This is a genomic window from Allobosea sp. TAB14 (assembly GCF_052113865.1).
Lineage (GTDB): Bacteria > Pseudomonadota > Alphaproteobacteria > Rhizobiales > Beijerinckiaceae > Allobosea > Allobosea spartocytisi.
In genome coordinates, this window is the sequence record NZ_JBFRDQ010000015.1 from 1 (window position 1) to 23,229 (window position 23,229).

The window sequence follows — 23,229 nt, forward strand, 5'->3', positions numbered from 1 at the left end:
GCTCATAACAGCCTCTAAGGCGTTGGCCTCGCGCCCGGCGAGGACTATAGCAACCGCTCCTTCACGAGCGCGAATTCCATGACCCCTGCCAGCGAACGCCTCTCCCTTCCCAAGGACCGCATCAAGGTCCTGCTGCTGGAAGGCATCAACGATTCCGCCGTCGCGCTGCTGACGCAGGCCGGCTACTCCAATCTGGAGCGGCTGCCCAAGGCGCTCGACAAGGCGGCGCTGATCGAGAAGATCCGGGGCGTGCATGTCCTCGGCATCCGCTCGCGCACCCAGCTGACGCCGGAGATCTTCGCCGCCGCCGACCGGCTCTTCGCCGTCGGCTGCTTCTCGGTCGGCACCAACCAGGTCGATCTGGAAGCCGCGCGCCAGCAGGGCGTGCCGGTCTTCAACGCGCCCTTCTCCAACACCCGCAGCGTCGCCGAATTGACCATCGGCGAGATCGTCATGCTGCTGCGCCGGATTCCCGATCGTTCGCGCTCGGCCCATGAAGGCGGCTGGGACAAGTCGGCCGAGGGTTCCTTCGAGGTGCGCGGCAAGACGCTCGGCATCGTCGGCTACGGCAATATCGGCAGCCAGCTCTCGACGCTGGCCGAGGCGATGGGCATGCGCGTGATCTATTACGATCACACCGACCGCCTGCGCCACGGCAACACCGAGCCGGTCGGCAGCCTGGCGGAACTGCTCGGCTCGGCCGACATCGTCTCGCTGCACGTTCCCGAGACGCCGCAGACCCACGGCATGATCGGCGCCGAGCAGCTCGCCCAGATGAACCGCGGCAGCTACCTCATCAACAATTCGCGCGGCACGGTCGTCGATCTCGGCGCGCTGGCGGCGGCGCTGAAGAGCGGCCATCTTGCCGGCGCCGCGGTCGATGTCTTCCCGGTCGAGCCCGCCTCCAACGCCGAACGCTTCGTCTCGCCGCTGCAAGGCTGCGCCAACGTCATCCTGACGCCGCATATCGGCGGCTCGACCGAGGAGGCGCAGGAGCGCATCGGCGCCGAGGTGGCGCGCAAGCTCGTCGATTATTCCGATGTCGGCGCGACGGTGGGCGCGGTCAACTTCCCGCAGGTGCAGATCCCGGCCCGGTCCGTCGGCACGCGCTTCATCCATGTCCAGCGCAATGTTCCCGGCATGCTCAGGCGCCTCAACGACGTCTTCGCCAATCGCCAGGTCAACATCGCCGCGCAGAACTATCACACCGATGGCGAGGTCGGTTACGCGGTCATCGAGGCCGACGGCGTCACCAGCACCGAGGCCAGCGACATCCTGCGCGAGATCCGCGCGCTCGACGGCACGATCCGCGCCCGCCTGCTCTACCAGCGCGGTTGAGGATCAGTCGCGTCAACGCTTTCCCCGGCCGCCGGGCTTGGTCGGCGTCTGGGTCGCGACGGGATCGCTGGCCGGGAAGGTATCCTTCAGCGCCCGGTTGAGCTCGGCGTCCTTGCCGTGCTCGCGCTCGGCCTTGCGCTGCTCCTTCTGCTCCTTGCGCAAGCTCTCCTTGGCCGGATTGGCGGTCGTGGTCATGGGTTGCCCCCCTTTCGATGGCGCCGCGCGGAAACGCGGCCGTCATCTGGGCAACGCGTCAGCTTTGCGCCCGTTCCGCCAGAACGCCAGCGCAGGCGCGCCATGACGAAGCGCTGGCGCCTCTGGACCGCGACGCCCATCCTTCCCATCTGGTGAGGCCACGCCATCGTCGCCGGCTCGCTCCGGCACCAGCCAGCAGGGCCCGCCATGGTCGCGATCTCCGTCCTCGATCTCGTTCCCGTCGTCGAAGGGGAAGGCCCGCGCGAGGCGCTGCTGAAGTCGATCGACCTCGCCCGCCATGCCGAGGCGCTGGGCTTCACCCGCTACTGGGTGGCCGAGCACCACAACATGGTCGGCATCGCYAGCGCCGCGACCTCGGTGGTGATCGGCCAGCTCGCCGCCGCCACGAAGACGATGCGGATCGGTGCCGGCGGCATCATGCTGCCGAATCATGCTCCCCTCGTCATCGCCGAGCAGTTCGGCACGCTGGAGGCGCTCTTTCCCGGCCGCATCGATCTCGGCCTCGGCCGCGCCCCCGGCACCGACCAGCTCACGCTCAGGGCGCTGCGCCGCAGCCCGATGTCCTCCGACAGCTTCCCGCAGGATGTGCTGGAATTGCAGGCGCTCTTCGCCCCGGCCGGCCCCAACCAGGCAATCCGCGCCGTGCCCGGCGAAGGGCTGAACGTGCCGCTCTGGATTCTCGGCTCCAGCCTGTTCGGCGCGCAGCTCGCCGCCGAGCTCGGCCTGCCCTATTCCTTCGCCTCGCATTTCGCCCCGGACGCGCTGATGCAGGCGCTCGCCGTCTATCGCGAGCGCTTCAAGCCGTCGGAGCAGTTGCAGTCCTCCTACGCCATGCCCGGCATCAACGTCGTCGCGGCCGAGACGGATGAGGAGGCGCGCCATCTCGCGACCTCCCTGCAGCAGCGTTTCGTCGGCATGGTCCGCGGCGCGCGCGGCAAGCTCCAGCCGCCGATCGACGATATCGAGCAGTATTGGAGCCCGGCCGAGAAGGCGCATGTCTCGCAGATGCTGCGCTATGCCTTCATCGGCTCGCCCGAGACGTTGCGGCGCGAGCTCGGCGCCTTCGTCGCCAATACCGGCGCCGACGAGATCATGGTCACGGCCCCAATCTTCGACCATGAGAAGCGCAAGCGCTCCTTCGAGATCGTCGCCGAACTGGCCCCCGAGCTCGCGAAGGYGCGCGGCGCCGCGTGACGCGCAGGGCCGGATTTGCGGCCGGACAACGCGCTCATGATCCAGATAGGAATGACACGCATTCGCGATTTTAATGCGAATGCTTATGACTTCCAAAAAGGCAGCTTTTGCAAATAGCCGCACTCATTGCTATGGGCTGAGCATGAGTGAAACCGACCGGCGCGTTGYCGTTTTCGAAAGCCAGTTGAAGGGGGCGGGCCTGCGSATGACGCAGCAGCGCCGSCTGATYCTGCGCGTGCTGGCCGAGGCCGACGATCAYCCCGACGCSAAGGGCATCTTCACGCGCGCCTTCGCGCAGGATCCGACGCTCTCGCTCTCGACCGTCTACCGCACCATGAAGGTGCTGGAATCGCAGGGCGCGATCGAGCGGCACGCCTTCGAGGACGGCATCTCGCGCTATGAGCACGCCGACCAGCAGCACCACGACCATCTCATCGACGTCGATACCGGGGACGTGATCGAGTTCTCCTCGGATGCGATCGAAGAGCTGCAGCGGCGCATCGCGGCCGAACTCGGCTACGAGCTCGTCCGCCACCGGCTCGAACTCTACGGCCGCAAGAAGCAACCCGCGCGCAAGGGCCGCAAGGAGCCGGGCCCCAGGGAACGCTGAGCCCGCTCAGCCGTCGACGATGTCGTCGTATTCCGGATGCTTCGCGACCCAGGCCTTTAGGAACGGGCAGCGCACCACCGCCTTGCGCCCGCTCGCCCGGATCAGCTCGAACACGCCCTTGGCCAGCCGCGAGCCGACGCCCTGACCGGCGAACTGCTCGGGCACCTCGGTATGGATCAGGACGAGCCGGTTGCCATCCATCCGATAGGCGACAACCGCAGTGCCGCCCTCGAGAGCGAGCTCGAAGCGGTTCTCTCCCGGTTTCTCGACGACGTCCATCGCGTCTCTCCTTGGCGGCCCGTGCTATTGGCCCGGCTTCTGCTGGGCCGGCGCTGACGGCGGGGCCGGCTGCGGTTGCGCCGGGGGCGGCTGGTCGGACTGCGCTTGCGGCGAAGGCTGGGCCGGCTGCTGCGGGGCCGGCTTCTCGCTGGCCTCCGCGCGCCACGGATAGCTCCAGGTTTCCGTCAGCGTCTTGGGGCCGCTCTTCAGGAAGGCGCGCATCTCGGCGAGCTGCCCCGGCTCGCCGGTGATGTCGACGAAGGCGCGGAAACCGTTGATCTTCGGGTTCGGCACCAGGAAGGCGCGATCGATCTTGCCGCGGGTGATCGACGGCACGATCTCCACCTTGTCCGGCTGCTTGAGATGGTAGTCGAGATCGCCGCCGGCGAAATCGACGATGAAGCGGCGCGCGCCGTCCGCCACCGGCTCGACCGAGCCGAGCGCCTTCGGCGCCGCCTGGAAGGTGTTGACCACGCGCCCGCCCGGATGGAGATCGCTGGAATCCAGCATCGCCGTCAGCCGGTAGCCGAAGGCGAATTCCTTGCCCGGCTCCAGCGGTGTCTTCGGCGTCCACTGCACGACGACATTGTCGTTGCTCTCATCGGTCGTCGGCATCTCGATCAGCTCGATCACGCCCTCGCCCCAGTCGCCCTGCGGCTCGACCCAGTAGGACGGCCGGCGCTCATAGGCGAGGTCGAGATCCTGATAGTGCTCGAAATTGCGGTCGCGCTGCATCAGGCCGAAGCCGCGTGGACTGCGCTCGACGAAGGCGGAGACCGCCTGCTGCTTCGGGTTGCGCAGCGGCCGCCACAGCCACTCGCCCGAGCCCGAATGGATCATCAGCCCGTCGGAATCGTGCAGCTCCGGGCGGTAATCCTCGAAGAAGCGSCGGTCGTTCTCRCCGGTGAAGAACATCGAGGTCAGCGGCGCGAGCCCGAGCCTCTCGATCGGCTTGCGCGGGATGAGCGTCGCCGCGACCTCGACCAGCGTGTCGACATCCGGATAGATCGTGAAGCGATAGGCGCCGGTCAGCGAAGGCGAATCGAGCAGCGCGTTGACGATGATCCGCTCCGCATTCGCGGCCGGCTGCTCGACCCAGAACTCGCGGAAGACCGGGAATTCCTCGCTGTTCGTGCCTGCCCCGATGGCGAGCCCGCGCGCCGACAGCCCGTAGCGCTGTTCGCGGCCGAGCACGCGGAAATAGCTCGCCCCGATGAAGGCGATCAGTTCGTCGAGGACGCGCGGATCGTTGAGCGGGTAGTGCAGCCGGAAGCCGGCGAAGCCGAGATTGACCGGCAGCGGCTTGTCGAACTTGACCTTGCCGTAGTCGAACAGATTGGCCGAATAGGGCACCGGCGTCGGCACGCCGTCGCGCACCACATTGACCGTAACCGGCCGGGTGAACAGGAAGCCCGGATGGAACATCTGCATCCGGRAGGGCGAGCCGTTCTGCGCGAGCAGGGCCCGGTCCGGGCGGAAGCGGATATCGCGCCAGGAATCGTAGTCGAGCCGCGCAAGCGGCTCGGGCAGGGCCGCCGGCGGCTCATAGGCGACAGCGGCGACCTCGCGCGCCCGGCGCTGCACGTCCTCGAAGCCGAAGCGCGGCTGTGGCGGCGTCTGCGGCGGCGGCACCGGGTTCGGATTCTGCGGCTGCTGCGCCAGCAGGGCGGACGGAGCCGCCGAAAGGCACAGCATGGCGGAAATCCCGCCAAGGACGCGGCGGCGGTCAAACTTCGTCATCTCTCGTCCGTCTACTGGGTACCGGTTGTCGCGGAGGCGCCTGCGCCAGCGACTTAACGCCATGAAATGGGGCCGGTCTAGGGCAGCGCGATTGACAAGACATGAAGAGATGGCAACCTTTGCCCCCGGCCGGATGCGGCCAGCCGCTCGCGCCCTTTGGGCATGGTGAACGCATCCCTTGAGACGACGCTGTCCTGATCCCGCTCTCCTCGCGGACGGATATCGGCAAGGCGAGCCCCGATCGTTTCCGTCCCGAACGAGAAGGATCACGACGATGCGCGATTTCCGCGACGCGAAGCTGATGGCGAAAAGCCTGCGCGAGGCCATGGCCGCCAGGCAGGTTCAGCTGACCCATTCCGAGACCCTCGAGATCGTGGCGCGCCAGTTCGGCCATGACGACTGGAACGTGCTGGCGGCCAGGATCGGCGAGGCCGGGCTGGCCATGCCGGCCGAAAAGCCCGCCGAAGCCGTGCGCCTGCGGATGGGCATCCCGATCCTGCGCATCTTCGACGAAGCCAAGGCAAAGGAGTTCTATCTCGACTTCCTCGGCTTCCGCATGGACTGGGACCATCGCTTCGGGCCGAACACGCCGCTCTATATGCAGGTCTCGCGCTCGGGGCTCGAGCTCCATCTCTCCGAGCATCACGGCGACGCCAGCCCCGGCTCGACCGTTTTCGTCTGGATGGACGGCATCGACGCCCTCCATGCCGAGCTGATCGCAAAGCGCTATACCTATTCGCGACCGGGCATCGAGGAGGATGGGCCGGGCGGGCGCACCCTGCAGGTGCCGGACCCGTTCGGCAATCGAATCCGCTTCTGCGAGAAGCGCGGCTAACCCATAGTCGGCACAGCGCTTTCCGCCGTTAACCCGTTCCCGGACGCGCGCAGATCCGCCCTGCAAAAAAATGCGGCTTCGGGTTCACAAAACACTTGTGGTCCGGGGTCGCTATCCGTATATCGCGTTCACCCAATTCGCACGTGCCTGTGGCCGCGTGCTGGTCGGTGGGCATCCGGACAAGAGGCCGGACAGCCGCCAGGGGTTGGAGGACGGATGGAGGGGATGGACATCCCTCAAATCACGCCTCCCAGTCTCCGCAAGGAGATTGTTCCCCGACACAGACCAGCAGCCGGAGGCAAAACCGGCGAACCCCGAATCTCCACGGGGGACGCAGCTTAAAGCAACGACGGAGCGGGCTTTTTTGGTCTCGTTGGTCCTCCAAAGGCCAACACCGAAGAGGCTTGTCCTTCATTGCCGGCCGTGCGGGGTCTTCCCCAATCGAACGGTGTTTCGGGTCCGGACGTTTCGTCCGCTGTCGCCGGCGTCTCCACAGCGCCTCGCGACGGCAGCGATTCATTCGGCGATACATCGYATCGGCGCCGCTTGCGCCGGGGGAGTCGCGCGTCATGACCGASCGCATCCGTGARTTTCTKCGTAMCCGCCGYGARGACGGKCCCTGCGTCGTCATCGATMYCGATGTCGTGCGCGAGAAYTATCRYGCCTTCKCCCGKGCSCTGCCCGACACSCGCGTCTTCTACGCGGTGAAGGCCAACCCGGCTCCGGAGGTGCTTGCCCTGCTCGCCAAGCTCGGCTCCTGCTTCGACTGCGCCTCGGTCGTCGAGATCGAGCTCGCGCTCGCCGCCGGCGCCACCGCCGACCGCATCTCCTTCGGCAACACCATCAAGAAGGAACGCGACGTCGTGCGCGCCATGGAGCTCGGCGTGCGCCTCTTCGCCGTCGACTGCACGGCCGAGGTCGAGAAGGTCGCCCGTTCGGCGGACAAGACCGGCACGAAGGACGCGCGCATYTTCTGCCGCATCCTCTGCGACGGYGCCGGCGCCGACTGGCCGCTCTCGCGCAAGTTCGGCTGCGTGCCCGARATGGCGGCGGATGTGCTCGAGCACGGCCATCGCCTGGGCCTGACCGCCTATGGCATCTCGTTCCATGTCGGTTCGCAGCAGGCCAATGTGAACGCCTGGGATTCCGCCCTGGCCTCGGCCTCGGCGGTCTTCAAGGAGTGCGCCACCCGTGGCATCTCGCTGTCGATGGTCAACCTCGGCGGCGGCTTCCCGGCGCGCTACCTGAAGCCGATTCCGGGCGTGCCCTCCTATGGCGACGCGATCTTCCGGGCACTGTCGAAGCATTTCGGCAACCAGCTCCCCGAGACGATCATCGAGCCGGGCCGCGGCATGGTCGGCGAAGCCGGCCTGATCGAGGCCGAGGTCGTGCTGATCTCGAAGAAGGCCGAGGACGACAAGGTCCGCTGGGTCTATCTCGACATCGGCAAGTTCAACGGCCTGGCCGAGACGATGGACGAGGCGATCCGTTATCCCATCCGCACGGAGCGCGATGGCGATGCGACGGTTCCCTGCGTGCTCGCCGGCCCGACCTGCGACTCGGTCGACGTCATGTACGAGAAGACCCCGTACATGCTGCCCTTCTCGCTGGAGATCGGCGACAAGGTGCTGATCGAGGGCACGGGCGCCTATACGACGACCTATTCGGCCGTCGCCTTCAACGGCTTCCCGCCGCTGAGGCAGTACGTCATCTGACCTGGGAGGGCTGACCGGCCCTCCCTCACCAATCGGGTCCGGCGAAGCGCCCTGTCCGAAACGGCAGGCTGCCCGGCGAAATCCGGGCGGAGCGACCGCGTCTCCAGAATGGAGCGCGGGCGTGGCTCCCGCCGGACCCCTCTTCCCACATCCTGTTCTGCTTGTGGCCGCGTTCGCGCGGCGCCGGGAAGGTCCGCCAGGAAGCGGGCGCTCCGGCCGGAGGTGCGTCATGATCCGGATCCGCGACGAAATCGTTGCCGATGTTCCCGCCCGCGAGGCGCTGCTCGACCGTTGCCTCGGCGAGCGCCGCACCGCCAAGTCGAGCGAGCGCCTGCGCGAGGGCCGCTTGCCGGCGGAAGGGCTCGCCCTGACCGCCGAGCTGGACGGCGAGATCGTCGGCACGGTCCGACTCTGGCATGTCGAAGCCAATGGCGTGCCTGCGCTCATGCTCGGCCCGCTCGCGGTGAAGCCCGAGCTTCAGGGCGAGGGCCTCGGCAAGATGCTGATGCGCGAGGCGCTCTGGCGCGCGGCCTGCCGTGGCCACGGAGCGGTCATCCTCGTCGGCGACGCGTCCTATTACGCCCGCTTCGGCTTCGATCCGGCGCTGACCCGCGACCTCGCCATGCCCGGCCCGGTCGAGCGCGAACGCTTCCTCGCCATCGAATTGCGCGACGGCGCACTCGATGGCGCGCATGGCGTGCTCATCGCGGCCGGCGAAACGGCCGAAGGCGTTGCGCCGCTGCGCAAGGCAGCCTGAAATATAGACAGCGCACCCCGCGACATGCGGGGTTCGTCACCGAGTTGTCATCCCACCGTGACGGCTCCGTCACCGACCCCGGCCATGACCGCGCCCCAAGACGGGACGCATCATGGCCGACACCATCATCGCAAGCCGGCCGGCACCAGCATGGCGCCTGGCGATCAGGCATCCACGCCGGAAGACGCTCGTCGCCTTCGGCCTGCTCGCGCCTTCGCTCGTGCTGCTGGCGCTGTTCACCTACTGGCCGATCATCCAGTTGACCTGGCAGTCGCTGCACGGCCAGCAACGTGTCGGCGGGCCGCAGGTCTATACCGGCCTGAAGAACTTCGCCGATCTCGTCGCTGACCCCGCCTTCCGCAAGGCGCTGGTCAACAATCTGATCTATGCCTTCGGCACGGTGCTGCCGAGCCTCGTGCTGGCGCTGGGCTTCGCGCTGGCGCTGGCGCGCTCGAACCGCATCAACACCGTGCTGCGTTCGCTGTTCTTCCTGCCGGTGCTGCTGCCGCTCGTCGCCGCCGCCTCGATCTTCCTGTTCCTGTTCCTGCCCAATGTCGGGCTTCTCGACTACTACCTCGCCAAGCTCGCCCTCTCCGGCCCGAACTGGCTCGGCGACCCCGATGTCGCGCTCTGGTCGATCATGGTGCTGACGATCTGGAAGAACGCCGGCTACTACATGCTGTTCTTCCTCGCCGGGTTGCAGGCGATTCCGGCGGACGCCAACGAGGCGGCGATCCTCGAAGGCGCCAATCCCTGGCAGCGCCTGCGCTATGTCACCCTGCCCTATCTCAAGCCCACCATCGGCTTCGTCCTCGTCATCGGCCTGACCAATGTCGTGACGCAGGTCGACCACGTCTTCGTGCTGACCAAGGGCGGCCCGGCCGACGCCACCAACCTGCTGCTGTTCTACGTCTACCAGCAGGCGGTCGAGAATTATGAGCCGGGCCGGGCGGCCGCCGGCTCACTGGCGATGCTCGGGCTCCTGCTGGCGCTGACGGCGRCTTCGCTGCGCACTCTCGAGCGCTCCTTCGGGGAGCCGGAATCATGAGCGTCGCCAATCGCGAGATCTCGCCGAAGCTCGGCTATGGCGCGACATTGCTGGTCGCCGCGCTCTGGGCCGTGCCGTTCCTCTGGATGCTGGTCGCGGCCTTCAACCCGGAGAGCACCGGCGCCGGCATGGCCGCGCTGATCCCGGACTATGTGCCGAGCCTCGCCAATTTCGCCGAGGCCTGGGGGCTCGCCGATTTCCCACGCTACGGCCTCAACACCGCGATCATCAGCTTCGGCATCCTAGCGGTGCAGTTCGTCACGATCACGCTGGCGGGCTATGCCTTCGCGCGGATCGACTTCCCCGGCCGCAGCTTCTGCTTCTATCTGTTCCTGACGCAGCTCATGCTGGCGCCGGTCGCGCTGATCGTGCCCAATCTGGTGACGATCGCCTCGCTCGGCCTCTATGACAGCCTGCTCGGCGTGATGGCGCCCTATTTCGCCTCCGCCTTCGGCACCTTCCTGATGCGGCAGGCCTTCCGCGCGATCCCGCGCGAGCTGGAGGAAGCCGCGCTGATCGACGGCGCTTCCATCGGGCAGCGCATCCGCCTGATCTACCTTCCGCTGGCCAAGCCCTCGCTGATCGCCTTCGCGATCGTCTCGGTCACCAGCCACTGGAACGAGTTCCTCTGGCCGCTGATGGTGATCAATTCGCCCGATCTGCGCCCGCTCACCGTCGGGCTCGCCACCTTCACCCGTGGCGCCGAGGGCGCGCAGGCCTGGGGCGTCATCGCGGCAGGCACGCTCATCGTCAGCGCGCCGCTGATCCTCGCCTTCGTCCTGTTCCAGCGCGCCTTCGTCAACTCCTTCGTCTCCTCCGGCATCAAATAGAGGATTGCCTCATGACGACCACCCGCCGTTCCCTTCTCGCCGGCGCCGCCCTCGCCGCGACCCTCGCAATGACGCCGGCCTTCGGACAGTCCCCGACCGAGATCGAGCTGTTCTTCCCGGTTCCCGTCGACGGGCAGCTCGCCCGCGACATGGCCACCCTGATCAAGGAGTTCAACGAGGGCCATCCGGCGATCAAGGTGRCGCCGGTCTATACCGGCTCCTATGACGAGACCCTGATCAAGACCCGCGCCGCGATGAAGGCCGGCAAGCCGCCGGCGGTCTCGATCATGTCCGCGAACTTCCTGCGCGACCTCCAGATCGAGGGCGAGATCCAGCCGCTCGACACGCTGATCAAKGCCGACGGCAAGAGCAACGACCAGTTCATGGGCCAGTTCTTCCCGGCGCTCTCCGGCAATGCCGTGCTCGACCGCTCGGTCTATGGCGTGCCCTTCCACAACTCGACGCCGATCCTCTACATCAACGCCGAGCACTTCAAGGAAGCCGGGCTCGACCCCGAGAACCCGCCGAAGAACTGGGCCGAGCTCGCCGCCGCCGCCGCGAAGCTGACCAAGCGCGAGGGCGACCGCGTCACGCGCTGGGGTATCGCGATCCCCTCGCAATATGACACCGGCGGCTGGCTGCTGCAGGCGCTGACCTATTCGAATGGCGGGCGCTGGTTCAACGTCGATTATGCCGGCGAGGTCTATTACGACGAGCCCTCGACGCTGGGCGCGCTGACCTTCTGGAGCGACCTCGTCAAGAACAAGGTCCTGCAGCCGGGCGTGCAGCAGAACGGTGCGGTCTCGACCGCCTTCCTTTCTGGCCAGGCCTCGATGATGCTGCATTCGACCGGCTCGCTCACCTTCGTGCGCAGCAATGCCAAGTTCCCGCTCAAGGTCGCCTTCGTGCCGAAGAACCTGCAGAATCAGGTTCCGATCGGCGGCGCCTCGCTGGTGGTTCCGACAGGCGTCGAGGGCRAGCGCCGCAAGGCCGCCTGGACGCTGATCAACTGGATGACCAGCCCTGAGAAATCGGGCTGGTGGAGCCGCGCCACCGGCTATTTTGCGCCGAACATGCAGGCCTATGAACTGCCCGAGATGAAGGCCTTCCTCGACAAGAACCCTGACGCCAAGGTCGCCGTCGACCAGCTCGCCTATGCCAGGCCGTGGTTCGCCACCTACAAGACCGTGCCGGTCCGCAAGGCGGTCGAGGACGAGCTCGCCAATGTCCTCTCCGGCAAGAAATCGCCGAAGGAGGCGCTGGTCGCCGCCCAGAAGGGCCATGACGGCATTCCGGACACCGCCCATGCTCATCGCCCATCTCACCGACCTGCATATCCGCCCGCGCGGCAAGCCGGCCTATCGCGTCTCCGAGACCAATGCGCTGACCGAGCGCGCCATCGACGCGATCGCGGCGCTGCGCCCGCGCCCCGATCTCGTGGTGATCACCGGCGACCTGACCGATTGCGGCCTGCCGGAGGAATATGCGCTGCTGGAAGCCATGCTGCGCCGATTGCCGATGCCGGTGCTGCTGGTGCCGGGCAATCACGACCGCCGCGAGACGCTGCTCGCCGGCCTGAGCTTCGACCCACGCAGCCTGCGCGAGGACGGCTTCGTCCAGTTCTGCGCCGATCTCGGCCCGATGCGCTTGATCGGCCTCGACACGCTGCTGCCGGGCCAGAGCGCCGGCGCGCTCTGCGGGACGCGGCTCGCCTTCCTCGACAAGGCGCTGACCGAGGCGCAGGGGCGTCCGGTCGCGATCTTCATGCACCACCCGCCCTTCGACTGCGGCATCCGCCACATGGACGCCATCCGCCTGCTCGAGGGCGCCGAGGAATTCGCGGCCATCGTCGCGCGCCATCCCAATGTCGAGCGCATCCTGTGCGGCCATCACCACCGCCCGATCGTGACGCGTTTCGCCGRCACCCTCGCCCAGATCGCCCCCTCGGTCACCCATCAGGGCTACCGCGGCTGTTGACGCCGGGGCCGCCCGCCCATACCAGCCTTCGCTTCGATGTTTCCCGAACCCAGGAGTTCAAAAGAATGACGGATTGGCCCGTATACGGCGAGATCACCGGCCCGATCGTGATGATCGGCTTCGGCTCGATCGGCCGCGGGACGCTGCCGATGATCGAACGGCATTTCAAATACGACAAGAGCCGCTTCGTGGTGATCGCGCCGGACGACGAGAACCGGGCGCTCCTCGATGAGCGTGGCATCCGCTTCATCCAGGAAGCGCTGACGCCCGAGAACTACAAGGCGCTGCTCGAACCGCTGCTGACGGCCGGCGGCGGACAGGGTTTCTGCGTGAACCTGTCCTGCGACACCGGCTCGCGCGACCTCATGGAATTCTGCTCCAGCTTAGGGGCGCTTTATATCGACACCGTCAACGAGCCCTGGCTCGGCTTCTATTTCGACGAGAGCAAGGGGCCGGGCGAGCGTTCGAACTATGCCCTGCGCGAGATGACGCTGGCCGCCAAGCGCGCCCGTCAGCCTGGTTCGACGACGGCCATTTCCTGCTGCGGCGCCAATCCGGGCATGGCCTCCTGGCTCGCCAAGAAGGCCCTGCTGAACGTCGCCGCCGACATGCGCCTCAACGTGCCGCAGCCGAAGACCCGCGAGGAATGGGCCGCGCTGATGAAGCAGGTCGGCGTCAAGGGCATCCATATCGCCGAGCGCGACACGCAGCGTTCGAAGAACCCCAAGCCGCCCGGCGTCTTCGTCAACACCTGGTCGGTCGAGGGCTTCATCTCCGAGGGCGTGCAGCCGGCCGAGCTCGGCTGGGGCACCCATGAGAAATGGATGCCGGAGAATGCCCGCACCCACGAGACCGGCTCCCAGGCCGCGATCTACCTGATGCAGCCCGGCGCCGAGACCAAGGTGCGCAGCTGGTGCCCGACGCCGGGCCCGCAATACGGCTTCCTGGTGACGCATAACGAGTCGATCTCGATCGCGGACTATTTCACCGTGCGCGACGAGAGCGGCAAGGCGATCTACCGGCCGACCTGCCACTACGCCTATCACCCTGCGAACGATGCAGTGCTCTCGCTCCACGAGATGTTCGGCAATGCCGGCCGTCCGCAGGAGAAGCACCACATCCTCGAGGAGAACGAGGTCGTCGACGGCATCGACGAGCTCGGCGTGCTGCTCTACGGCCACGACAAGGGCGCCTATTGGTTCGGCTCGCAGCTCTCCACCGAGGAAGCGCGCAAGCTCGCTCCGTACCAGACCGCGACCGGCCTGCAGGTCACCTCGGCCGTGCTCGCCGGCATGGTCTGGGCGCTCGAGAATCCCAATGCCGGTATCGTCGAGGTCGAGGAGATGGATCTCGACCGCTGCCTGGGAATCCAGATGCCCTATCTCGGTCCGGTGAAGGGCTATTACACCGACTGGACCCCGCTCGACGGCCGCCCGGGCCTGTTCCCGGAGGACATCGATACCAGCGATCCCTGGCAGTTCAGGAACATCCTGGTTCGGTGAGCGAGACCCGTCATTCTCCGGCGCCGCGCAGCGGCGACCCGAGAATCTCATGACGCGGGACAAGAACGGGCGCTACGGCGCCCGTTTCACATTAACACCCGCCAAAAGCGCCCCGCCCGCCAGGAAGAACACGATCAGCACCGCCAGGCCCGCGCGCTGGCTGGCGAAGACGCTCGTCGCCAGCGCGACCAGCGTCGGCCCCATGAAGGACGTCACTTTCCCCGACAGGGCGAAGAGCCCGAAGAACTCGCCGATCCGCCCCTCCGGCGCGAGCCGCGCCAGCAGGCTGCGCGAAGCCGCCTGCATGGGACCGGCGACGAGGCCGATCAGCAGGCCGAGGCCGAGATAGACCTTCTCCGGCAGCGAGGCATAGAGTCCGTCGCCCGGGACAGGCGGGGCAACCGGGATCACGAACAGGATATGGTCGGCGCTCAGCGAGAGAATGCCGAGGCAGGCGAAGAGCAGGCAGGCGATCGAGCCCAGGATCACCGGCTTGCCGCCGATGGCATCGTCGAGCTTGCCGCCGAGCCAGGCGCCGAGCGTGCCGGTGACGGTGAGCAGGATGCCGAAGACGCCGAGCTCGATGGTCTGCCAGCCGAAKACGCCGGCCGCATAGATGCCGCCGAAGGCGAAGAGCGCGACCAGCGCATCCTGGTAGATCATGTTCGCGAGCAGGAAGCGCCCGAGCGCAGGCAGCTTGGGCAATTCCGCGATCGTCGCCTTGAGCCGTCCGACGCCGCCTTGCGCCGCCTCCTTGAGCCGCATCCCGGTTCGCGGCGAATCGGGAGTGAGCAGAAACATCGGCGCGACGAAGACGATGAACCACAGCGCCGTCAGCGGCCCGGAGAAACGGTCGCCCTCGCGGCTGGCGGCATCGAGCCCGAAGATCGGCGACAGCCCGGCCAGCGTCTTGCCGGTATGCGGATCGGCCGCCAGCAGGCCAAGCGTCACCGCCAGCGAGAGGAGGCCGCCGAGATAGCCGACCGCCCAGCCCGTGCCGGAGAGCCAGCCCAGCCGCTCCGCCGGCACCAGCCGCGTCATCATCGCATTGTTGAAGGTCGTCGCGAATTCGGCGCCGACCGTCGCGATGACGAAGCCGGCGAGCGCGATCGTCACCGCCCATGGCGAGCCGGGCACCGCGAACCAGAGCATGGCCGAACCGATCACCAGCAGCGCCCCGAAGGCCGCGATCCAGGGCTTGCGCGGCCCCGTCCGGTCGGCGACGCCACCGAGCAGCGGCGAGAGCAGCGCGATGCAGAAGCCGGCGAAGCCCGTGGCATAGCCCCACAGCGCCTGCCCCTCCGCCGCATCGCTCGCCAGGGCCGAGGCGAAGAACGGTGCGAAGACGAAGGTGGTGATCAGCGTGAAGAAAGGCTGCGCCGACCAGTCGAAGAAGATCCAGGCCACGACCGCGCGCCGCGGCGGCCAGGTCGACGGCGGCGCAACGGAAACCGGCTCGGACGAGGAAATGGCGGAGCTCACTGCAGCGTCGTGTCCGGATCGCCGCCGCCGCGCGCCAGCTCGATCTCGGTGATCGCCACCAGCACCTCGGCGCGCTCCTTGAGGCTGCGCGCCTCCAGCAGCGCCTGCTTCTCGCGCGGGCCGAAGGGGCACATCATCGCCAACGCGTTGACCAGCGCCTCGTTCGGCGCCTCATGGACGCCCTTCCAGTCGATCTTGAGGTCGTTCGCCTTGGCGAAGTCGCGCAACGCCTTGAGCAGCCCGTCGCGATCGACCGCCTCCTCGCCCGAGCGGGCGATGAAATCGACCGCGAAGGGCTCGTAATCCACCCGTCCCTGCCGGTAGGGCGTCACCACGGACAATTCCTCCACGACGCGGAAACGGCTGATGCCGGTCAGGCTGATGATGTAGCGATCGTCGCCGGTCTCGGCGAACTGGGTGATGCGGCCAAGACAGCCGACCCTGACCAGCGGCGGAATCTCGACGCGGCGACCGTCATCCGGCTCGGGCTGGATCATCCCGATGACGCGGTCGCCCCGGATCGCGTCATCGATCATCGCCAGATAGCGCGGCTCGAAGATATTGAGCGGCATCTGTCCGCGCGGGAGCAAGAGCGCGCCGGTCAAAGGGAAGAGCGGGATCACCTGCGGGCAATCCCCGGCCCCCTTGTAGACGGCGTTCATGCCCATCCGCGCATCCTCGCTTCAGGAAAACAGCAGGGTCGACAGCTTCCGGCGTCCGCCCACGCTTGCCTCGTCCATCGGCCCCCAGGCCTCGAAGAACTGGAGGAGCTGCTTACGCGCGCCATCGTCGTTCCACTTCCTGTCGGCCTTGATGATGGCGATCAGATGGTCAACGGCCTCCTCGCGCTTGTCGCGCGCATTGAGCGCCAGCGCGAGATCGAAGCGCGCCTGATAGTCCTTCGGATCGGCGGCGACCTTCGCCTCGAGCTCGGCCGTGTCGCCGAGCGAGGCGGCCTGCTCGGCAAGCTCGATAGCGGCCCGCACGGCGGCGATCGCCTGGTCGCTCGCCTTCTCCTGCGGCGCCATGGCGAGGATGCCCTTGGCGCCCTCGATGTCGCCGGTGTCGAGATGCAGCCGCGAGAGGCCGGCGATGGCGCCGAGGTTCTCCGGCTCCAGCTGCAGGGCATGCCCGTAGAGCTCGCTCGCCCCGGCGGCATCGCCGGCCGCGAGCGCTTCCTGAGCGGCCGCGAGCAATTCCTCCGCCTCGCCCGGCCCGACCGGCCCGACAAGGCGCTCGATGAAGGCTTTCACCTGGCTTTCCGGCTGCGCGCCCATGAAGCCGTCGATCGGCTGGCCCTGCTTGAAGGCGATGACGGCGGGAATCGACTGGATGCCGAGCTGGCCGGAGATCTGCGGATGCTCGTCGATGTTCATCTTGACGAGCTTGACCTTGCCGCCGGCGGCCTTGACCGCCTTCTCGATGACGGGCGTCAGCTGCTTGCACGGCCCGCACCACGGCGCCCAGAAATCGACCAGCACCGGCTGCTGCATCGATTCGGCGATGACGTCCTGGCGGAAGCCCTGGGTGGTGGTGTCCTTGATCAGGCCGGGTTGCTCGGCCGCCTCGCCATTGACCAGCATGGGTCGCCCTTCGTGATGCCGTCGTTCCGACGTTCGGATTCGTGCGTTTTCAGCAATTGGCGGCCGCGACGCGGCCGCCCCTTAAATGGGGAGCTTTAGCCGTTCTGTCCATCGGGCGGCACCGGCAAATCGACGATCAGCGGCTCATGGCCGGTCTCGCGCAGGAAGGCGACGAGATCGTCCCGGCCGATGCGCAGGGTCGCGGTGTTGACCAGGGGATGGAAGTTGACCTCCTCGCCGGTCGTCAGATTGACGTCGAGCACCATGGTCACCGCCCCTTCGCGATCGTTGACGACGGCAAAGGCCGTGACCGAGCCCGGCGTGACGCCCAGCTTCTCCAGCAGCAATTCGGCCGACCCGAAGGACAGCCGGCCGCTGGCGCCCAGCGTCTCGTGCAAGCGCTTCAGGTCGATGCGTGCGTCGGATTTGGCCGAGACCAGGAAGAGCCGGCCCTTCTTGTCCTTCAGGAACAGGTTCTTGGTCTGCAATCCGATCATCATGTCGCGATGCGGCGCGGTCTCCGCCACCGTGAACACGGCCGGATGGTCGGTGCGGTGGAACGCGATGCCGCTCGCCGCGAGGCGCGCGCACAGCTCCGCATCGGTCAGAGGGACGATCTGGGACGTGGGAATCATGGCGGGGCGGGAAACCGTTTCAATCCGATCCGATCCGGCTCTAGACCATTTAAGTCGCCAGCGGAATCCGCATTTCCGGCAAGGACGGGCCGCGCCGCGCGCCGAGCCGTCTCCGGCCCGGAATCGACGGACCCCGCCCTCCGGCATTCCGAGGCGCGAAGCCGGTCCGCTGCGGGATTTATCGACAGGCGGCAAAAAAACTTTGCCGAAACGCTTGCACTCCGCAGCGCTTTGGGGCAATAACCCGGCCGCGCCGCCACGGCGTGACTGTCTCGGATGCGGGTGTAGCTCAGGGGTAGAGCACAACCTTGCCAAGGTTGGGGTCGAGGGTTCGAATCCCTTCGCCCGCTCCAGACAATCTCAAGGCTTGAGAAGCATGCAAGCGTCGGATTTTCCGGCGCTTTTTGCTTTTCTGGCGCCCGAAGGCCGATGGCGTCGAGACCTTCGGCCTCGTCACGGCGTTCCACCCCGCAATCGGCCCGAACAGCACCCACGCGGGAAGCCGGGATCGGGGAAAGGCGCATGCGTCGGCGGCTCAGGCGATCCGCTCGCGCCGCTCGACCTCGACCGCATCGCCGGCGATACGCGCCACCGCCTCGCCGAAGCTGCGCGCGATGAAATCGGCCTCCGGGACATGGCCGACCGCCTCAGGGGCTGCGGGCTCGTCAGGGTCCTGCCAGATCACGAGACCGATGCGGACACTCGGCCATTGGCGCTTCAGCCGCCGGACCAGGAAACGACCGCTGCGGAGCGAGCCGGCATTCAACAGGCATACGGCAACCGTATCGATATCGGAAGCACCGTCCGGCCGCGCCGTTCCCAGCGCGGCGCGGGCGACCGCCAGCGCCCGCGCGCCGTCCGCGGTGAGAACCTGGGCGAGCATCGTCGCGCTGACATCGTCCAGCACGCTTCGCCCGCCGACGCAGAGCACGGATCGCGTCGGCGCGCACGCAGTGGCGGCGCCGGCTTCCGCGTCCTCCGGTTTCTCGGGCTCGCTGTCGGCCGGAGCCGCCGCCTCGGCCAGATTGGCGATGACGGCCTGGGCGGCGGATGACACCGTCTTGAGCTGGCCATCGGCCATGACGCCGCGCTGGCGGTCGCGATCGGCCAGGATCAGGGCGGGAATGGCGACCTCGCCGTAGATCTCCGACAACGGCCTCTCCTCCAGCATTTCCTCGAGCTGGTCGGTGGCCTCGTTCGGGTCGTTGGCGAGCAGCCTCTGGTAAAGCCGCATCTCGGGGTCGAGAACCGGCTCGTTGCCGAGGAGCACCTCGAAGAACTGGAACTGGGGCACATGCTTGCCGAGCACGACGAGGCACACGGTGAGCGGCGTCGACATCACCAGCCCGACCGGCCCCCACAGCCAGGTCCAGAAGATCGCCGAAACGATGATGGCGAGCGGCGACAGTCCCGTCCGGGATCCGTAGAGCCAGGGCTCCACGACGTTGTTGATGACGAGCTCGATGACGATGAAAAGCGCCCCGACCCATAACAGCAGCGTCCAGCCGGGCGAGACCGCGACGGCGAGGAACAGTGGCAGGACCATCGAGACGGCCGGGCCGATATAGGGCACGAAACGCATGACGATGCCCAGCGCCCCCCACAGCGCCGCATTGGGGATGCCGATCCACCACAGGCCGAGGGCGACCGGCACGCCATAGAACAGGTTGACCATGAGCTGCGTGAGCAGGTAACGGCCGACGCGGCTGCCCGCCTCCTGCAGGGCTTCGGTCGTCCGGTGCAAATCGCCGTAGCCGGCGAGCCGGATGAAGCGGTCGCGCAGATCCTCGCGCTCCAGCAGCATGAAGATGACCACCACGACGACCAGACCCGCCGTCGCCAGCGGGCCGATCAGCGGGGCGATCACGCTCGTCAGGATCTGGATCGGCTGCTCGGGCGAATAGATCTGCACGAGCATCGGGCCGCTGCTGTCACCGTCCGGCCGCCCGGCGGGAGTATCGCCACGGCTAATTTCGCGCCCGACCCGTTCCACCGCCTCGGTGATCTGGGAGATGATGCCGTTCTCGGCGCCCGCATGCTTCAGGTTGCGGATCTTCTCCAGGATGTTGGACTGGTAGGTCGGCAACTGGCCGGAGAGCTCGGAAACCTGGCTCGCCACCAGGAAGCTGAAAGCCGCGATGCCGATGAAGGCCGCCGTGACCACGATGATGACGGCCGGCGTACGCCAGATGCCGGCGCGGCGGATGGCGGAAACCACCGGGGCCAATGCGAAGGTGAGCAGGACCGCGATCGCCAGCGGAACGAAGACATCCCGCGCGACATAGAGCACGGCGACAACGCCGAGCAGCGCAACGGCCTGCATCCAGCTCGCCGGCAGGCCGGGGCGGCTGGTTGCTCCCTCCGGTTCCGGTGTGACCGGACGCATTGCATCATCTGGATTCAAGGGTCACCCGCCTTTGCGCGATGCATAACGCGCTTCCGGCCGGTTTGATCCGCCCCGCGGGCCGCGCGGATCAGTTTGGGCCCGGCAACCTGGAAAGCGTCAGCGGATCGGCCTCTCCGTCGAAGAAGCGGCGCAACACCGCTCGGCAGAGATTATCGGCACGGCCATCGGCCCGGTCGAACAGCGTCATCGACGAGCGCAGCTTCATCTCATCGGGCGAGCCGAGGATCGCATGCGCCGTCAGTCCCTCATGCGCGAGCAGGGCGCGCATGCAGGCCTCCAGCCGGGGGCCAAGAACGGCATGCGCCAGATAGGCCCGCGCCTCGTCGAGCGATTCCAGCCCGTAGAACAGGGAGGTCGGCGACAGGCCGAGCCCGCGCAGCTGCGGAAAGACGAACCACATCCAATGCGTCCGCTTCCGTCCGGCCTTCAGCTCGGCCAGCGTGGTCTCATAGACGGGCTCCTGGGCCACGAGGAAGCGCGCGAGATCGAAACCTGCGGGTTCCATGCTTCGTTTCCCTCCTGTCCAATCCGAGGCTGGGGATCCTGGTTCTTGCGCCGGCTTCCCCCGAAAACCCTATCCCGCTTTTCGGGCCGATGCGCTAAGCCCGCCTGACTGTCGTCCGGATCGGAAATCATGACCCAGCGCGCCCGCGATTTCGGCCTCATCTGCGGCATCATGGAGCCGGGACCGCTCAACGCGATCACCGATGTCCCGGGCGTGAAGCTCGGCCATCATACGCTGCGGGATGGCGACATCCTGACGGGCTACACCGCGCTGCTGCCGCATGACGGCAATCTCTTTCGGCGGAAGATGCGGGCGGCGGTCGACATCATCAACGGCTTTGGCAAGAGCGCCGGGCTGATGCAGATCGCCGAGCTCGGCCAGATCGAGACGCCGCTGCTGCTGACCAACACGCTGGCCGTCGGCACCGGCTTCGACGCGCTGGTGACGCGCGCGCTTGCCGCCAATCCCGACATCGGGCGTGGCACCGGCACGGTCAATCCCGCCGTGCTCGAATGCAATGACGGCTATCTTTCCGATATTCGCGCCCGCGCGCTGACGCAGGACCATGCCTTCGCCGCGCTCGACGCCGCCGCCACCGGACCAGTGGCGGAGGGGGCGGTCGGTGCGGGAGCGGGCATGAGCGCCTTCGGCTTCAAGGGCGGCATCGGCACCGCCTCGCGCCGCTTCGCGCTCGATGGCAGCGATTTCAGGCTCGGCGTGCTGGCGCTGGCCAATTTCGGAAATGCCGGCGATCTCGTCCTGCCGGACGGACGACGCCCCGTCCCGCCCGAAACCCGACCGCAGGCCGAGCGCGGCTCGGTCATCCTCGTTATCGCGACCGACGCCCCGCTGGAGTCACGCCAGCTTCACCGCGTCGCGCGGCGTGGCGGCGCCGGGCTCGCCCGGCTCGGCGCCTTCTGGGGCAATGGCAGCGGCGACATCGCGCTCGCCTTCACCACGGCCGGTTCCGTCGACCATGACGAGCCGAAGGACATCGTGTCGCTGCGCGCGCTCAACGAAAACCGCATCGACACACTCTTCCGCGCCGCCACCGAGGCGACGCAGGAAGCCGTGCTCAACGCGATGATCGCAGCCCCCGCCACGACCGGCCGCGACGGGCATCATCGCCCCTCCCTCGGGGATTGGCTCAGGGCGAATGCGGGCTGATCGGAAACAAGACCCGCATCATTCTCGAGCGAAGCGAAGCGCAGACCCGAGAATCTCCTGCCGGAGGGGCACCTTCTGGTCCTGAGATGCTCGGGTCAAGCCCGAGCATGACGCCCCTGCCGGCTCAGGCCCACTCGCCCTTGCGGAACACCGGCACGCGCCGCCCATCCGCATGGACGCCGTCGATGTCGACTTCGCCCGAGCCGATCATCCAGTCGATATGGATGAGGCTCTTGTTGCCGCCCTGCGCCGCGATCTGCTCCGGTGTCAGATTCGCGCCGTCGACGAAGCATTTCGAATAGCACTGGCCGAGCGCGATGTGGCAGGAGGCGTTCTCGTCGAAGAGCGTGTTGTAGAACAGGACGCCGCTCTTCGAGATCGGCGAGGAGTGCGGCACCAGCGCGACTTCGCCGAGCCGGCGCGCGCCCTCATCGGTGTCGAGCACCTTGTTCAGCACCGCCTCGCCACGCGAGGCCTTGGCCTCGACGATCCGCCCGCCCTCGAAGCGCACCTGGATGCCGTCGATCAGCGAGCCCTGATAGGAGAGCGGCTTGGTGCTCGACACACGCCCCTCCACCCGGCGCGCATGCGGGGTGGTGAAGACCTCCTCGGTCGGGATGTTCGGGTTGCAGATGATGCCGTTGCGAGCCGGCGAGGCGCCGCCCTGCCAGTCATGGCCATCGGCGAGCCCGACGGTCAGGTCGGTGCCAGGCCCGGTGAAATGCAGCGCGGCGAAGCGTTGGCCGTTCAGCCAGTCGCGGCGGCTGCGCAACGCCGCGTTATGCGCCTTCCRGGCTGCCACCGGATCGGTCTCGTTGATGCGCGACGCCGCGAAGATCGCCTCCGCCAGCCTGCCGACCGCGACCTCCTCGGCATCCTCCGGGAAAACCTGCTTCGCCCAGGCCACGCTCGGAAAGGCGATGATGTTCCAGTTGATGTCGAAGCCGGCGATCTTCTCCAATGCCGGCTGGTAGGCCAGCGCATTCGCCTTGCTGGCACGGCCGACCTTGGCCGGGTCCTCGTTGGCGAGCAGCATCGGGTTGTCGCCGACGATGGCGAGCCGGGCCGTATTCTGCGTGAAGGCCTTGGCGACGCCCTCATAAAGCCAGCCCGGCGCCTTGTCGAAGCTCGCATCCGGCGCGGAGCGATAGCGCGCCAAAGTGACCTCCTCGTCGGAGAGCAGCGGCGTCACGATGCCGGCGCCGGCCTTGTAGGCATGCTCGGCGATCCGCCTGACCAGCGGCAGCGCGGCGACAGGCGCCGTCAGGAACAGATCCTGACCGGGTTGCAGGTTCAAGCCCACGCGGATGGCGACCTCGGCCAGCTTGTCGAGCTTGGCGGGATCGATGGCGGCGGGGCGTTGATGAACGGTCATGGCAGTCAACCTGTCGGAGTTCGCAAACCGCCAT

The 23,229-nt window shown here is 67.4% G+C and carries 21 protein-coding genes, 1 tRNA gene and 1 pseudogene; 13 read left to right on the plus strand and 10 right to left on the minus strand.

Translation table 11 applies throughout. The annotated features are described in order from the left end of the window. Positions 1–78: 78 nt before the first annotated feature. Positions 79–1,338, plus strand: coding sequence for a phosphoglycerate dehydrogenase (gene serA / locus AB4Y99_RS03510; protein WP_441522388.1), 1,260 nt, complete (start codon positions 79–81; stop codon positions 1,336–1,338). 12 nt (positions 1,339–1,350) lie between these two features. Here serA and AB4Y99_RS03515 read toward each other — a convergent pair whose 3' ends face one another. Continuing rightward, positions 1,351–1,533: a hypothetical protein gene (locus tag AB4Y99_RS03515; RefSeq protein ID WP_038362832.1), complete on the minus strand. Its 183-nt coding sequence runs from the start codon at positions 1,531–1,533 to the stop codon at positions 1,351–1,353. A 207-nt stretch (positions 1,534–1,740) separates the two neighbouring features. Between AB4Y99_RS03515 and AB4Y99_RS03520 the strand changes: the two genes are divergently transcribed. Beyond that, positions 1,741–2,748: an LLM class flavin-dependent oxidoreductase gene (locus AB4Y99_RS03520; protein WP_441522389.1), complete on the plus strand. Its 1,008-nt coding sequence runs from the start codon at positions 1,741–1,743 to the stop codon at positions 2,746–2,748. A 142-nt stretch (positions 2,749–2,890) separates the two neighbouring features. Next, positions 2,891–3,358, plus strand: coding sequence for a Fur family transcriptional regulator (locus AB4Y99_RS03525; RefSeq protein WP_441522390.1), 468 nt, complete (start codon positions 2,891–2,893; stop codon positions 3,356–3,358). Between the two features lie 6 nt (positions 3,359–3,364). Here the strand turns inward: AB4Y99_RS03525 and AB4Y99_RS03530 are convergent, their stop codons facing one another. Continuing rightward, the gene (locus AB4Y99_RS03530) at positions 3,365–3,637 is read right to left on the minus strand and encodes a GNAT family N-acetyltransferase (protein WP_441522391.1); all 273 of its coding nucleotides are present in this window, start codon (positions 3,635–3,637) and stop codon (positions 3,365–3,367) included. A 24-nt stretch (positions 3,638–3,661) separates the two neighbouring features. Next, on the minus strand, positions 3,662–5,377 hold the full coding sequence (locus AB4Y99_RS03535) for an OpgD/OpgG family glucan biosynthesis protein (RefSeq protein ID WP_441522392.1): 1,716 nt from the start codon (positions 5,375–5,377) through the stop codon (positions 3,662–3,664). A gap of 274 nt (positions 5,378–5,651) precedes the next feature. Between AB4Y99_RS03535 and AB4Y99_RS03540 the strand changes: the two genes are divergently transcribed. From AB4Y99_RS03540 to AB4Y99_RS03575, 8 genes and pseudogenes are all read left to right on the plus strand, one after another. Next, complete coding sequence (locus AB4Y99_RS03540) at positions 5,652–6,212, plus strand: glyoxalase superfamily protein (protein ID WP_441522393.1); 561 nt, start codon at positions 5,652–5,654, stop codon at positions 6,210–6,212. A 569-nt stretch (positions 6,213–6,781) separates the two neighbouring features. Then, entirely contained in the window at positions 6,782–7,927 is a 1,146-nt protein-coding gene (locus AB4Y99_RS03545) for a type III PLP-dependent enzyme (RefSeq protein ID WP_441522394.1), read from the plus strand. A gap of 229 nt (positions 7,928–8,156) precedes the next feature. Beyond that, positions 8,157–8,684 carry a GNAT family N-acetyltransferase gene (locus AB4Y99_RS03550; RefSeq protein WP_441522395.1) on the plus strand — a complete coding sequence of 176 codons (528 nt, stop codon included), beginning with the start codon at positions 8,157–8,159 and terminating at the stop codon, positions 8,682–8,684. A 112-nt stretch (positions 8,685–8,796) separates the two neighbouring features. Further along, a complete protein-coding gene (locus AB4Y99_RS03555; RefSeq protein WP_441522396.1) occupies positions 8,797–9,732 on the plus strand; it encodes a carbohydrate ABC transporter permease in 936 nt (311 codons plus the stop codon). Further along, positions 9,729–10,562 carry a carbohydrate ABC transporter permease gene (locus AB4Y99_RS03560; protein ID WP_038362820.1) on the plus strand — a complete coding sequence of 278 codons (834 nt, stop codon included), beginning with the start codon at positions 9,729–9,731 and terminating at the stop codon, positions 10,560–10,562. Before AB4Y99_RS03555 ends, AB4Y99_RS03560 begins: the two co-directional genes overlap by 4 nt. Positions 10,563–10,711: 149 nt before the next feature. Further along, positions 10,712–11,653, plus strand: a pseudogene (locus AB4Y99_RS03565) (ABC transporter substrate-binding protein); the annotation flags it as partial. A 214-nt stretch (positions 11,654–11,867) separates the two neighbouring features. Continuing rightward, positions 11,868–12,539: a phosphodiesterase gene (locus tag AB4Y99_RS03570; protein ID WP_441522418.1), complete on the plus strand. Its 672-nt coding sequence runs from the start codon at positions 11,868–11,870 to the stop codon at positions 12,537–12,539. A gap of 65 nt (positions 12,540–12,604) precedes the next feature. Further along, positions 12,605–14,041 (plus strand): homospermidine synthase, encoded by a 1,437-nt coding sequence (locus tag AB4Y99_RS03575; RefSeq protein ID WP_038362814.1) that lies wholly within the window; start codon positions 12,605–12,607, stop codon positions 14,039–14,041. A gap of 72 nt (positions 14,042–14,113) precedes the next feature. Here the strand turns inward: AB4Y99_RS03575 and AB4Y99_RS03580 are convergent, their stop codons facing one another. The 4 genes from AB4Y99_RS03580 to AB4Y99_RS03595 all read right to left on the minus strand — a co-directional run bounded on the left by AB4Y99_RS03580 (position 14,114) and on the right by AB4Y99_RS03595 (position 17,741). Then, complete coding sequence (locus AB4Y99_RS03580; protein WP_441522397.1) at positions 14,114–15,523, minus strand: MFS transporter; 1,410 nt, start codon at positions 15,521–15,523, stop codon at positions 14,114–14,116. After that, a complete protein-coding gene (locus AB4Y99_RS03585; RefSeq protein WP_142022817.1) occupies positions 15,520–16,191 on the minus strand; it encodes an LON peptidase substrate-binding domain-containing protein in 672 nt (223 codons plus the stop codon). Before AB4Y99_RS03585 ends, AB4Y99_RS03580 begins: the two co-directional genes overlap by 4 nt. 15 nt (positions 16,192–16,206) lie before the next feature. Continuing rightward, on the minus strand, positions 16,207–17,106 hold the full coding sequence (trxA, locus tag AB4Y99_RS03590) for a thioredoxin (RefSeq protein ID WP_441522398.1): 900 nt from the start codon (positions 17,104–17,106) through the stop codon (positions 16,207–16,209). Between the two features lie 95 nt (positions 17,107–17,201). Continuing rightward, positions 17,202–17,741, minus strand: a complete 540-nt coding sequence (locus AB4Y99_RS03595) for a prolyl-tRNA synthetase associated domain-containing protein (protein WP_441522399.1) — start codon at positions 17,739–17,741, stop codon at positions 17,202–17,204. A 278-nt stretch (positions 17,742–18,019) separates the two neighbouring features. Between AB4Y99_RS03595 and AB4Y99_RS03600 the strand changes: the two genes are divergently transcribed. Further along, a tRNA-Gly gene (locus AB4Y99_RS03600) sits at positions 18,020–18,094 on the plus strand. Positions 18,095–18,276: 182 nt separating this feature from the next. Here the strand turns inward: AB4Y99_RS03600 and AB4Y99_RS03605 are convergent. Next, on the minus strand, positions 18,277–20,127 hold the full coding sequence (locus tag AB4Y99_RS03605) for an AI-2E family transporter (protein WP_441522400.1): 1,851 nt from the start codon (positions 20,125–20,127) through the stop codon (positions 18,277–18,279). Between the two features lie 88 nt (positions 20,128–20,215). Next, entirely contained in the window at positions 20,216–20,653 is a 438-nt protein-coding gene (locus tag AB4Y99_RS03610) for a DUF1810 domain-containing protein (protein WP_441522401.1), read from the minus strand. Between the two features lie 129 nt (positions 20,654–20,782). Here AB4Y99_RS03610 and AB4Y99_RS03615 point away from each other — a divergent pair, with 129 nt between their 5' ends. After that, positions 20,783–21,820, plus strand: a complete 1,038-nt coding sequence (locus AB4Y99_RS03615) for a DmpA family aminopeptidase (RefSeq protein WP_441522402.1) — start codon at positions 20,783–20,785, stop codon at positions 21,818–21,820. 124 nt (positions 21,821–21,944) lie between these two features. Here the strand turns inward: AB4Y99_RS03615 and AB4Y99_RS03620 are convergent, their stop codons facing one another. After that, positions 21,945–23,195 carry an aminopeptidase gene (locus AB4Y99_RS03620; protein WP_441522403.1) on the minus strand — a complete coding sequence of 417 codons (1,251 nt, stop codon included), beginning with the start codon at positions 23,193–23,195 and terminating at the stop codon, positions 21,945–21,947. Between the last annotated feature and the right edge of the window lie 34 nt (positions 23,196–23,229).

Coding starts and splice junctions, on each gene's coding strand:
- AB4Y99_RS03560 (WP_038362820.1), top strand. CDS start 9,729: ATGAGCGTCGCCAATCGCGAGATCTCGCCGAAGCTCGGCTATGGCGCG.
- AB4Y99_RS03615 (WP_441522402.1), top strand. CDS start 20,783: ATGACCCAGCGCGCCCGCGATTTCGGCCTCATCTGCGGCATCATGGAG.
- AB4Y99_RS03585 (WP_142022817.1), bottom strand. CDS start 16,191: ATGGGCATGAACGCCGTCTACAAGGGGGCCGGGGATTGCCCGCAGGTG.
- trxA (WP_441522398.1), bottom strand. CDS start 17,106: ATGCTGGTCAATGGCGAGGCGGCCGAGCAACCCGGCCTGATCAAGGAC.
- AB4Y99_RS03605 (WP_441522400.1), bottom strand. CDS start 20,127: ATGCGTCCGGTCACACCGGAACCGGAGGGAGCAACCAGCCGCCCCGGC.
- AB4Y99_RS03575 (WP_038362814.1), top strand. CDS start 12,605: ATGACGGATTGGCCCGTATACGGCGAGATCACCGGCCCGATCGTGATG.
- AB4Y99_RS03515 (WP_038362832.1), bottom strand. CDS start 1,533: ATGACCACGACCGCCAATCCGGCCAAGGAGAGCTTGCGCAAGGAGCAG.
- AB4Y99_RS03595 (WP_441522399.1), bottom strand. CDS start 17,741: ATGATTCCCACGTCCCAGATCGTCCCTCTGACCGATGCGGAGCTGTGC.
- AB4Y99_RS03610 (WP_441522401.1), bottom strand. CDS start 20,653: ATGGAACCCGCAGGTTTCGATCTCGCGCGCTTCCTCGTGGCCCAGGAG.
- AB4Y99_RS03550 (WP_441522395.1), top strand. CDS start 8,157: ATGATCCGGATCCGCGACGAAATCGTTGCCGATGTTCCCGCCCGCGAG.
- AB4Y99_RS03540 (WP_441522393.1), top strand. CDS start 5,652: ATGCGCGATTTCCGCGACGCGAAGCTGATGGCGAAAAGCCTGCGCGAG.
- AB4Y99_RS03530 (WP_441522391.1), bottom strand. CDS start 3,637: ATGGACGTCGTCGAGAAACCGGGAGAGAACCGCTTCGAGCTCGCTCTC.
- serA (WP_441522388.1), top strand. CDS start 79: ATGACCCCTGCCAGCGAACGCCTCTCCCTTCCCAAGGACCGCATCAAG.